This window comes from Cupriavidus basilensis OR16 (assembly GCF_000243095.1).
GTDB lineage: Bacteria > Pseudomonadota > Gammaproteobacteria > Burkholderiales > Burkholderiaceae > Cupriavidus > Cupriavidus basilensis_D.
The window spans coordinates 49,589-60,926 of the sequence record NZ_AHJE01000032.1; the positions used below are offsets into that span (position 1 = coordinate 49,589).

The following is an 11,338-nucleotide window of genomic DNA, read 5'->3' on the forward strand; positions in this document are numbered from 1 at the left end:
TGATGAAGGTGGCTTCGCCCTGGCTGGACGAAGCAACACGCAGGATAGGAGCGCGCGACCGGCTTGCCGCGCCTCGCAACAAAAGTTCACCTCAACGCTACCGAGGTGTTTCCTTGTCACGCGCAAAGCAGGCGAAAAGCGGTTTCACGCGCGTGTTTTTTGCGACTTCAGCCCTTGTTCTGCAGCAGCCAGCGGCAGTAGCGCGACACGCCTTCTTCCACCGTGTAGAACGCTTCCTTGTACCCGGCGCCCCGCAAGCGCGAGACATCGGACTGGGTGTAGCACTGGTACTTGCCGCGCAGCGCGTCGGGGAACTTGATGTACTCCACCAGCCCCTCCTGCACCATCTCGTCAAGCGTCAGATGGGGCCGGCCCTCGGCCTCGCGCAGCGTGTTGACCACTGTCGCGGCGATGTCGTTGAATGGTTGCGCGCGGCCGGTGCCGAGGTTGAAGATGCCAGACTTGTCCGGATGCTCCAGGAAGAACAGGTTGACCTTCACCACGTCTTCCACCGAAACGAAGTCGCGGGTGTGGCCACCCGGCGCATAACCGCCATACTCGCCAAACAGCTTTACCGTGCCGTCGGCGCGGAACTGGTTGAAATTGTGGAACGCCACCGAGGCCATGCGGCCCTTGTGCGCTTCGCGCGGGCCATAGACGTTGAAGTAGCGAAAGCCCACGATCTGCGACAGCGCGGACGGCAGCGTGCGCCGCACCACCTGGTCGAACAGGAACTTGGAGTAGCCATAGACGTTCAGCGGCTTCTCGTACTCGCGCTCTTCCTTGAACACCTGCGAGGCGCCATAGGTGGCCGCCGACGAGGCGTAGAGGAACTGCGTGCCCTGCTCCAGGCAGGCATCCATCAGCGCCTGGGTGTAGCGGAAGTTGTTCTCCATCATGTAGCGGCCGTCGGTCTCCATGGTGTCGGAGCAGGCGCCCTCATGGAACACCGCGCGTACCTTGCCGAACTCGCCGCGCTTGAAGCGCTCGAGAAACTCGCCCTTGTCGAGGTAGTCGCGGATCTCGCAGTCGACGAGGTTGTGGAACTTGTCGGCGCGCGTCAGGTTGTCGACGGCGACGACATTGTCCTCGCCGCGTTCGTTCAGGCCCTTGACGAGGTTGCTGCCGATAAAGCCGGCAGCGCCGGTAACGATGATGGTCATGGTCGTGTGGGCTCAGACGAGCCAGGAGGCAGCGCGGCCATTACGCCGGCGTGCCGAACAATTCAGGATAGGTGACCACCGCGGTGCCAAGCTTGCCCACCACGATGCTGCCAGCGCGATTGGCGTGCTGCACGGCTTCCTTGAGCGGCACGCCTGCGCCCAGCATGGTCGCCAGCGTGGCGATCACGGTGTCGCCCGCGCCAGACACGTCGTAGACTTCGCGCGCCTGCGCCGACACATGCAGCACCTCGGCTTCGGTATAGAGCGTCATGCCCTCTTCCGAGCGCGTCAGCAGCAGCGCTTCGAGATGCAGCTCGCGCCGCAGGTTCTGGGCCCGGATGGTGAGATCGGACTCGGTCTTCCAGGCGCCCACCACGTGCCGCATTTCGGCACGGTTGGGGGTGATCAGCGTGGCACCGCGGTAGCGTGAGTAATCGTCGCCCTTGGGGTCGACCAGCACCAGGCAACCCGCGGCGCGGCCCGCCTCGACCATGCGGCCCACATGGGCCAGGCCGCCCTTGCCGTAGTCGGAGAGCACCAGGACCTTGTATTCCTTGACCAGGGCCAGGAAACGATCCTGCACCGCAGCCAGCACTTCATGCCCGGGCGCATTCTCGAAATCCACCCGCAGCAGCTGCTGCTGGTGCGCCACCACGCGCAGCTTGATGGTGGTGTTGACGCTGGGGTCGCGATGCAGGTAGGGCTGCACGTGGCTGGCGCTGAGCAGGGTCTCCAGCGTGCGGCCGGGCTCGTCGTCGCCGACCACGCCCAGCATGCCCACCTGGGCGCCCAGCGCGGCGGCATTGCGCGCCACGTTGGCGGCGCCGCCGAGGCGTTCGTCGCTGCGCTTGATCTGCACCACCGGCACCGGCGCCTCGGGAGAGATGCGCTCGACATCGCCGAACCAATAGCGGTCGAGCATCATGTCGGTGCCCGCGTCCTGCATGGCCTCGGGCTCGTACAGATTGCGCCCGTCGAAGATAACGGGTGCCTTCAGGCGGCGCTTGATCTGGTTGAAATCCGGGCTGCGGAACACCTTCCATTCGGTGACGATGACCAAGGCATCGGCGCCGTCGAGCGTATCCATCTGCGCGTCACTGAAATGCACGCGCGCAAAGCCGCCGTCGATAGCCGCGAGATCGATGGCCAGCGCATGCTTGGCCTCAGGCATCGAGATCGGATCATGCACGCGCAGCGAGGCACCGCGCGACACCAGCGCTTGCGCCAGCACCCGCGACGGCGCTTCGCGCATGTCGTCGGTATTGGGCTTGAACGCCAGGCCCCAGATCGCAAAGGTGCGGCCGGTGAGATCCTCGCCAAAGCGGCGCACGACCTTGTCGGCCAGCACCTGCTTTTGCGCGTCGTTGACCGCTTCCACGGCTTCCAGCACGCGCATGGGCTTGCCATGCGCGCTCGCGGTACGCATCAGCGCTTGCACATCCTTGGGGAAGCACGAGCCGCCATAGCCTGCACCTGCGTACAGGAAACTATAGCCGATGCGTGGATCGGAACCGATGCCCATGCGAACCAGTTCGATGTCGGCGCCAACTTCGTCGGCCAGGTTCGCAAGCTCGTTCATGAACGAGATGCGCGTGGCCAGCATCGAGTTGGCGGCGTACTTGGTGAACTCGGCCGAGCGCACGTCCATATAGAACGTGCGCTCGTGATTGCGGTTGAATGGCGCGTAGAGCTGGCGCATGATCGCCTTGGCATGGCGGCCAGCCACGTCGGCATTGCAGCCCAGCACGATGCGGTCGGGACGCATGAAGTCCTCTACCGCGGCGCCTTCCTTCAGGAACTCCGGATTCGAGACCACCGAGAACTGCAGGTCTTCGAGGCCGCGCGCGGCCAGCTCTTCACGAATGGCCTCGGCGACGCGGTCGCCGGTGCCAACGGGCACGGTGGACTTGTCCACCACCACCTTGAAGCCCGTCATGTACTTGCCGATATTGCGGGCCGCCGCCAGCACATATTGCAGGTCAGCGGAGCCGTCTTCGTCCGGCGGCGTGCCAACGGCGATGAACTGCACGTCGGCATGCTCCACACTGGCCGCCACGTCGGTGGAAAACGTCAGCCGACCAGCTTCGCGATTGCGCAGGATCAGTTCCTTCAAGCCCGGCTCGTAGATCGGCACGCCGCCGGCATTGAGCAGCGCGATCTTGCGTTCGTCGACGTCCAGGCAAAACACATCGTTGCCCAGTTCGGCCAGGCAGGCCCCGGTCACTAGACCGACGTAGCCGCTGCCGATAATGGTGACTTTCATAACTTGTACTCCAGATAGGGGTTGGCGCGCGACGCTAAAGCGTCAACATCAACATCAGCGTCGGCGCCAGCGTCAGCCGAGCGCCTCGGAACGGCGCGGCGCATAGGTTTCCCAGCGGTTGCAGCCGGGGCACTGCCAATAGAACAGTCGAGCGCGAAAGCCGCATTCGCGGCAGGTATAGCGCGCCAGGTTACGCGTACGGTGCTGCAGCAGGTCGCGAATCGCCGAGACCTCCTGCTCATGTTCGACATCGTTGGCGTCGCTCGCCGGCTCAGCATCGGCCGTGACAGCCACGCTGGCTTGCGCGACCTCCGCGGCCTGCGCCTCGAAATACTTGGTCAGGGCCTGCAACGACGGCTGTCGGCGCAATTGCTCGCGCATCAGCACGGCCGCGGCGTGCGCGCCGTGCAGTTCGAGCTCGGCACGATAGGCGCTGTCGAGCAACTCGGCCGCCAGGTTCGTCTTCAGCAAGCCGCGCAGCCACTCCAGCGCCCGGCCATCGTCGCCAAGCTGGCGGTATGCCTTGACCACGCGATCCGCCACCAGCGGCAGGTAAGACGCGTCCTGCTTCTCGATGCCGAGCCAGTGGCCAAGCGCGCCTTGCGCATCGCCCGCGGCCATGGCGACGTCGCCCAGCAGCATCGGCGCGCGCACATTGGCGGGGTTTTCCTTGACCGCCTGCCGCAGCCAGCCGATCGCATCGTCGGGCTGCTTGCGCTGCAGCGCGTCCTGCGCCAGTTCGCAGCAGAACTGCGCGATCTGCACACTGTAGTCCTTCTGCTCCAGCGGCTGCAGCTCGCGCGCCGCATCGATCGCTTTCTTCCACTCTTTCTCGACTTCGTAGAGCTCCAGAAGCACGTGCTTGGCCGGGGCCGCGTACGGCCCCGACATCAGGCGGCGCAGCGATTCCTCGGCGCGATCCAGCAGGCCGGCGCGCAGGAAGTCCTGGCCCAGCTCATAAAGTGCGTGCTCGCGCTCGGCATCGGGAAGATCCTGACGGCTGGCCAGGTTCTGGTGCACACGGATGGCGCGCTCGGTTTCACCCCGCCTGCGGAACAAGGCGCCAAGCGCAAAGTGCAGCTCGGTGGTCTCGGGATCCAGGCGCACCACCTCGATGAACGCATCGATGGCTTGGTCGGGCTGCTCGTTGAGCAGGAAATTCAGCCCCTTGAAATAGGAGCGTGGCAGCGCACCCTGCTCGCTCATGAGCTGGCGCGCATCGAAGCGGGCAGCCATCCAGCCGAGGCCGAAAATGAGCGGCAGCGCCAGCAGCCACCAGGTTTCAAAAATCATGAGTCAGACTTTCGGGCCAACTACGTTGTAGGGAATGCCGGATCCTGCCGCGGCCTGTGGGTCGCGCGCACTTTCCGCGGATTGGCTGCGCGCTTCGCCCAGGGCGCGCCGCAGCCGGCCCGCCTCCAGGCGTTGGCGCATCAGCGCTGGCGCCAGCGCCGCCAGGGCGGCGAGGATGCCCAGCCCAAAAGCCGCCAGCAAGATCAGGATTAGCGGCGCGCGCCAGACCGCGTCGAAGAAGAGCTGCAGCGAGACGTCGGCGGTGTTGCGCAGCGCCAGCACGAACAGCAGCGCGAACAGGACGATGCGGATGATCCAGGCGACAAGTTTCATGCGGGCTTCATGCGGCAGATGGGATGGATCGGACTCCGGTGATGCGGGCGCCGGCGGGCGACGCCCCTCGGTGGATTCCCGGCATTGTAGCGGAATCGCCTCGTGCCAACGGTAACGTCTTGTATGCCCGCACAATGAAAAAGCGCCCCGATAAGGGGCGCTTTTTTGACTATCCAGGCACATTACAAGCCAAACACAGCAGGTTCAGGACTGGGCCAGTTTCAGCCCGCCATCATCATGCAGGGTGTTGCCGGCAACCGCCGCCGGCTTCGCCGGGCCATGCGCGGGCACATGGCCCGCACCAGCCGCAGCGCCATGGCCATTGCTACTGCCATTGCCACTGACGCTGCCATTCGCATTGCCGTTGCCAACGTGACTTGCGTTGGCATTGGCGCCAGCACCGCCGCCGCTACCTGCCTGCGGCAGCGCCGGGCTGCGATCGACTCGTTCACGCAACTCCTTGCCCGCCTTGAAGTGCGGCACCCGTTTCTCGGGCACCAACACACGTTCGCCGGACTTGGGGTTGCGCCCCACGCGCGGCGGACGCCGGTTCAGACCAAAACTGCCGAATCCGCGAATCTCGATGCGGTGGCCATCGGCCAACGCTTCGGACATGGCATCGAGGATCGTCTTCACCGAGATGTCCGCATCCCGCAGCAACAGCTGCGGGAACCGGGCAGCCAGTTTTTCGACAAGCTCGGACTTGGTCATGGGCATCCGCTAGCAGGCGTAAGAACCAATGCTTACTGGTTGTCCTGGCCGAGCTTGGCCTTCAGCAGCGCGCCCAGGTTGGTCGTGCCAGCCGTGCCGGTGTCGGCAGCGAACTTTTGCATGGCTTCTTGCTGCTCGACGTTGTCCTTGGCCTTGATCGACAGGTTGATGTTGCGCGACTTGCGGTCGACGTTCACCACCAGGGCGGTGATTTGTTCGCCTTCCTTCAGCACGTTGCGAGCATCTTCCACACGGTCAGCCGAGATTTCGGAAGCGCGCAGGTAGCCTTCGACGTCATCAGCCAGTTGCACGACAGCGCCCTTGGCATCAACAGTCTTGATCGTGCCGTTGACCAGGGAACCCTTGTCGTTAGCCGAGATGAAGTTGTTGAACGGGTCGCCCGACAGCTGCTTGATACCCAGCGAGATGCGTTCCTTGTCGACGTCGATGCCCAGAACCACGGCTTCCACTTCGTCGCCCTTCTTGTACTTGCGCACGGCTTCTTCGCCGGTTTCTTGCCAGGACAGGTCGGACAGGTGCACCAGGCCGTCGATGCCACCGGGCAGGCCGATGAACACGCCGAAGTCGGTGATCGACTTGATCTGGCCGCCCAGCTTGTCGCCCTTCTTGTGGTTACGGCTGAAATCGTCCCACGGATTGGCCTTGCACTGCTTCATGCCCAGGCTGATACGACGCTTGTCTTCGTCGATATCCAGAACCATGACTTCGACTTCGTCGCCCAGCTGGACAACCTTCGACGGGGCCACGTTCTTGTTGGTCCAGTCCATTTCGGAAACGTGGACCAGGCCTTCGATACCGGCTTCGATTTCAACGAACGCGCCGTAGTCGGTCAGGTTGGTCACCTTGCCGAACAGGCGGGTGCTTTGCGGGTAACGACGCGAGATGCCGACCCACGGATCTTCGCCCAGCTGCTTCACGCCCAGCGAGACGCGGTTCTTCTCTTGGTCGAACTTGAGGATCTTGGCGGTGATTTCCTGGCCAACCGACAGCACTTCGCTCGGGTGACGCACACGACGCCATGCCAGGTCGGTGATGTGCAGCAGGCCGTCGATGCCACCCAGGTCCACGAATGCGCCGTAGTCCGTGATGTTCTTGACGATACCGTTGACGATGGCGCCTTCCTTCAGGGTTTCCATCAGCTTCTGGCGCTCTTCGCCCAGGGTCGCTTCCACAACGGCGCGGCGCGACAGCACCACGTTGTTGCGCTTGCGGTCCAGCTTGATGACCTTGAATTCCAGGGTCTTGCCTTCGTACGGCGTGGTGTCCTTGATCGGACGCACGTCGACCAGCGAGCCCGGCAGGAACGCGCGGATGCCATTGACCATGACGGTCAGGCCGCCCTTGACCTTGCCCGTGACCGTGCCCGAGATGATTTCGCCGTCTTCCAGCGCCTTCTCGAGGTTCAGCCACGATGCCAGGCGCTTGGCCTTGTCGCGGGACAGGATGGTGTCGCCATAGCCGTTCTCGAGCGCGTCGATGGCCACGGAGACGTAGTCGCCGGCCTGCACTTCGAGTTCGCCCTGGTCGTTCAGGAACTCCTCCACCGGCACAAAGGCTTCCGATTTGAGGCCGGCGTTGACGACCACGAAATTGTGGTCGATGCGCACGACTTCAGCGGAAATCACTTCGCCAGCCTTCATATTGGAGCGGGCGACGGATTCCTCGAACAGTGCGGCAAAGGATTCGTTAGTTTGCAGGTCGGACATAAACTTGAGTATCAATCCGCAGTACTCGGGCCGGCGCGTGGATCGCGCTCAGTCTGCACCGGGCAGCGGGGTCAGGTTGAACAACACCGGTGGATCTGCGCTTGCAGGTTCTGCCGGCACTTCGATGTTGCAGCGGCTGGACTCGCGCGGGTCAGGAACCCGGCGCGCCGTACCACTGCAGCACCTGCGCCACCGCCTGATCCACCGTCATGTCGGAGGTATCGAGCAAGTGCGCATCCTCCGCGGGACGCAGCGGCGCGGCCGTGCGGGAACGATCCCGCTGGTCGCGCGACTCAAGGTCTCGCAAAAGGTCTTCGATATTAGCAGAAATTCCCTTATCAATCAATTGTTTATAGCGCCTGCGAGCGCGCGCCTCGACACTTGCCGTCAGGAACACCTTCAGCCGGGCGTCCGGGAAAATCACCGTGCCCATGTCGCGCCCGTCGGCAACCAGGCCCGGCAACTTGCGAAAACCGCGCTGCAGCGCCGTCAGCGCGTCGCGCACCGGCTGGTGGACGGCAATCGCAGAGGCCCGGTTGCCGGTGGCTTCGGCGCGAATGGCCAGGCTGACCTCCTCGCCGCGCAACCAGACTCGGTCAGGCCCGAACTTCACATCGAGGCGAGTAGCCAGGCTTGCCAGCGCCTCCACATCCTGCATGTCGATGCCGGCACGTTCACTGGCGAGCGCCACCAGGCGATACAACGCACCGCTGTCCAGCAAGTGGAAGCTGAGCGCATCGGCCACCTTGTGCGCTACGGTGCCCTTTCCTGATGCGGTGGGCCCGTCGATTGTGATGACGTCGACGATAGTCATTGTTTATTAAGGCAGAACAAAATATTGATTTATTCAATCAATTGAGAATCATTACCATGTAGCCAATGGCGGGCACCCGACAAAACTCCGGGGCCCGGGCAGCAAACAAGCGACATCTTTGCGAGGCAATCTACCATGGCTAAGACCCTGTCGTTCGGCATCGTGCACGTCGCTCTTGCCTTTTGCGTCACTTATGCGCGCGCCACCGTGCCAAACACCTCGAAGTAATCCGGGAACGTCTTGGCCACGCAGCCGGGCTCGTTGATGCGCACCGGAAGCGGCCCGAACGCGGCCAGCGAAAAACACATGGCCATGCGGTGGTCATCATAGGTATCGATGCCAGCGGCCGGGGTCTGCCAGGCGGATCGGGCCGGCGGCGTCACCTTCAGGTAATCCGCGCCCTCCTCCACTTCAACGCCCAGCTTGCGCAACTCGGTGGCCATGGCGCTGATGCGGTCGGTTTCCTTGACCCGCCAGCTGGCGATATTAGTTAGCGTGGTGGGCCCTTCGGCGAACAACGCTGCCACTGCCAGGGTCATGGCGGCGTCCGGAATATGGTTGCAGTCCAGTTCGATGCCGTGCAGGCGGCCATCGTCGCGCTCGGTGCCGCGGACCTCGATCCAGTTGGCGCCGGCCATCACGTTGGCGCCCATGCGGTTGAGCGCCTCGGCAAACTTGACGTCGCCCTGGATGCTCGCCATGCCCACCCCCTCCACCCGCAGCGGGCCGCCGCCGATAGCGCCAGCGGCCAGGAAGTAGGAGGCCGAAGACGCGTCGCCCTCGACAAAAATCTCGCCCGGTGAGCGGTATGCGGCACGCGCCGGCAGGATAAAGCGTGACCAGCCCTCGCGCTTGACCTCGATGCCAAAGCGCGCCAGCAGGTTGAGCGTGATCTCGACATAGGGCTTGGAAATCAGCTCGCCCACCACTTGGATCTCGATGGTGTCGCCGGGGGCATCGGCCAGCGGCAAGGTCATCAGCAGCGCCGTCAGGAACTGGCTGGACACGTCGCCGCGCACGCGGATCGGCGCATCGATGCGAATCTGCGCGGGAGAAATCTGCAAGGGCGGATAGCCCTCGGTGCCAAGATAGGCGACGCTGGCGCCGATCTGGCGCAGGCCATCGACGAGATCGCCGATCGGCCGCTCATGCATGCGCGGCACGCCAGACAGCTTGTAGCTGCCGCCCTGCAGCGCCAGCGCCGCGGTGAGTGGGCGGATCGCGGTGCCCGCGTTCCCCATGAACAGCTCGGCTGCCTTGTTGGGGCTTGGAGCCCGGCAGGCGAACCGTGCCCGAGGCGCGAGTGAAGGGGCCGAGCGTGAGATGTTCCATGGCTTGCATGCTGGTTGGCGGGCGGCTTTCGATAAAAGGCGCGCCGCTTTAGTTGGTGACGTGGCGTTGGTGTGGTACTGGCGTGGTGCTCAGGGCTCGGCGTTGACAGCCGGCGCACGCTGCGCGCCCCATTGCTGCCGCACCTGGCTCGCGCGCTGGAAAATACGTTCCAGGCCATCGCCGTTGCTGTTTTCAATCAGCGTCTTCAAATGTGCCAGCATGGCCTGGTAGGTGCTGAGTTCGCTCAGCATCGCTTCGCGGTTGCCAACGCAGATATCGCGCCACATCTCCGGCGAGGAGGCCGCGATCCGGGTGAAATCCCGGAAGCCGCCGCCCGCGAAATCAAGCTTGAGCGCCGCGTCCTCGGCGTTGGCCACCTGGGCCACCAGCGCGTAAGACAGCAAATGCGGCAAATGGCTGACGGCGGCAAAGACCGCATCGTGCTGCACGGCCGACATCACGCTGCACTGGGCACCGGCGATCTCCCACATGGCGCGCACGGCGGCCACGTCGATGCGGGCGTTTTCCTGCAGCGGGCACAGCACGACTTTCTTGCCAGCATAGAGATCGTCCAGCGCGGCTTCCACGCCATGCAGTTCGCGGCCCGCGATGGGATGGGCCGGCACGAACTGGGCCGCCTTGTCGCCCAGCGCGGTCTTGGCCGCCATGATGACATCGGACTTGGTGCTGCCGGCGTCCGTGATGATCGTAGCGGGCTCCAGATGCGCCTCAAGTGCATGGAGCAGCGCAAAGGTCTGCGCCACCGGCGCGCATAGCACGATGATGCTGGCGCCCTTGGCGGCGTCTTCCAGCGTGGCTGCCTCGTCGATCACGCCCAGCTTGAGCGCACGCTCGAGCGAGGCTTGCGAGCGGCCGACACCGACTACCGTGCCAACCGCACCCGCGCGCTTGAGCGCGAGCGCCAGCGAACCGCCGATCAGGCCGACGCCGACAATGACGACACGGGAAAAAAATGGAGCGGACGCAGGAACGGTCACGGGGATACGCTGCCAGGCAAGGAAGTTCGGGAATCCGATATTGTAACTTCTCCGCCGAGCGGTAGCGCCGCCATTGCGCCATTGCGCTATCCGGCACGGCGCCGGCCAGCAGAGGGGCCGGGGCATTGCTTGCGGCAGCGCTCACGGCAGTGCTTACTTCAGGGCCCTTTCCAGTGCCACGATAAACGCCGCGTTTTCCTCAGGCAGGCCGATGGTGATGCGCAGCCATTGCGGCAGGTTGTAGTTGCCCACTGGCCGTACGATCACGCCCTGCTTGAGCAGCGCCAGGTTGACGCGCGCGCCAGCGCCATCGTCCTGGCCCACGCGCACCAGCACAAAATTGCCCGAAGACGGTACGTACTGCAGGCCCAGCCGTTCGAACGCCACCACGAGTTGTGCCTTACCGGCACGGTTGAGCTTGGCGCTGCGCTGCAGGAAGGCCACATCGCCCAGCGCCGCGACCGCAGCGGCCTGCGCCAGGCTGTTGACGTTGAAGGGCTGGCGAATGCGGTTCAGCAGGTCGGTCAGCGCGGGCTGCGCAACGGCGTAGCCAATGCGCAGCCCGGCCAGGCCATAAGCCTTGGAGAAGGTGCGCGACACCAGCAGGTTGGGATACTTGCGGACCCAGGCGATCGAATCGTACTGCTGCGCGTCGTCCAGGTATTCGTTGTAGGCCTCGTCCAGCACCACCACGACATCGGCCG

Annotated in this window: 9 protein-coding genes and 1 pseudogene; all 10 read right to left on the reverse strand. The window is 64.2% G+C overall.

Annotation, left to right across the window (positions count from 1 at the left end):
- Positions 1–167: 167 nt before the first annotated feature.
- Positions 168–1,163, reverse strand: a complete 996-nt coding sequence (gene rfaD, locus OR16_RS12930) for an ADP-glyceromanno-heptose 6-epimerase (protein ID WP_006158406.1) — start codon at positions 1,161–1,163, stop codon at positions 168–170.
- Positions 1,164–1,203: 40 nt separating this feature from the next.
- Positions 1,204–3,426: a D-glycero-beta-D-manno-heptose-7-phosphate kinase gene (gene rfaE1 / locus OR16_RS48220; protein WP_006158407.1), complete on the reverse strand. Its 2,223-nt coding sequence runs from the start codon at positions 3,424–3,426 to the stop codon at positions 1,204–1,206.
- A gap of 72 nt (positions 3,427–3,498) precedes the next feature.
- Entirely contained in the window at positions 3,499–4,719 is a 1,221-nt protein-coding gene (gene lapB / locus OR16_RS12940) for a lipopolysaccharide assembly protein LapB (protein WP_006158408.1), read from the reverse strand.
- 3 nt (positions 4,720–4,722) lie between these two features.
- Entirely contained in the window at positions 4,723–5,052 is a 330-nt protein-coding gene (locus OR16_RS12945) for a lipopolysaccharide assembly protein LapA domain-containing protein (RefSeq protein WP_006158409.1), read from the reverse strand.
- A gap of 204 nt (positions 5,053–5,256) precedes the next feature.
- Positions 5,257–5,763 (reverse strand): integration host factor subunit beta, encoded by a 507-nt coding sequence (locus tag OR16_RS12950; protein ID WP_006158410.1) that lies wholly within the window; start codon positions 5,761–5,763, stop codon positions 5,257–5,259.
- A gap of 32 nt (positions 5,764–5,795) precedes the next feature.
- Positions 5,796–7,490, reverse strand: coding sequence for a 30S ribosomal protein S1 (rpsA, locus tag OR16_RS12955; RefSeq protein ID WP_006158411.1), 1,695 nt, complete (start codon positions 7,488–7,490; stop codon positions 5,796–5,798).
- Between the two features lie 151 nt (positions 7,491–7,641).
- The gene (cmk, locus tag OR16_RS12960) at positions 7,642–8,304 is read right to left on the reverse strand and encodes a (d)CMP kinase (protein WP_006158412.1); all 663 of its coding nucleotides are present in this window, start codon (positions 8,302–8,304) and stop codon (positions 7,642–7,644) included.
- A 191-nt stretch (positions 8,305–8,495) separates the two neighbouring features.
- Positions 8,496–9,636, reverse strand: a pseudogene (aroA, locus tag OR16_RS12965) (3-phosphoshikimate 1-carboxyvinyltransferase).
- A gap of 89 nt (positions 9,637–9,725) precedes the next feature.
- Positions 9,726–10,634 (reverse strand): prephenate dehydrogenase, encoded by a 909-nt coding sequence (locus tag OR16_RS12970; protein ID WP_006158414.1) that lies wholly within the window; start codon positions 10,632–10,634, stop codon positions 9,726–9,728.
- 153 nt (positions 10,635–10,787) lie between these two features.
- Positions 10,788–11,338: pyridoxal phosphate-dependent aminotransferase (locus tag OR16_RS12975; RefSeq protein WP_006158415.1), on the reverse strand; the 551-nt coding region annotated here is incomplete at its 5' end.

Bases quoted from the DNA above. Each gene is read 5' to 3' on its own strand.
- rfaD (WP_006158406.1), bottom strand. From the start codon at position 1,163: ATGACCATCATCGTTACCGGCGCTGCCGGCTTTATCGGCAGCAACCTC.
- rfaE1 (WP_006158407.1), bottom strand. From the start codon at position 3,426: ATGAAAGTCACCATTATCGGCAGCGGCTACGTCGGTCTAGTGACCGGG.
- lapB (WP_006158408.1), bottom strand. From the start codon at position 4,719: ATGATTTTTGAAACCTGGTGGCTGCTGGCGCTGCCGCTCATTTTCGGC.
- OR16_RS12945 (WP_006158409.1), bottom strand. From the start codon at position 5,052: ATGAAACTTGTCGCCTGGATCATCCGCATCGTCCTGTTCGCGCTGCTG.
- OR16_RS12950 (WP_006158410.1), bottom strand. From the start codon at position 5,763: ATGACCAAGTCCGAGCTTGTCGAAAAACTGGCTGCCCGGTTCCCGCAG.
- rpsA (WP_006158411.1), bottom strand. From the start codon at position 7,490: ATGTCCGACCTGCAAACTAACGAATCCTTTGCCGCACTGTTCGAGGAA.
- cmk (WP_006158412.1), bottom strand. From the start codon at position 8,304: ATGACTATCGTCGACGTCATCACAATCGACGGGCCCACCGCATCAGGA.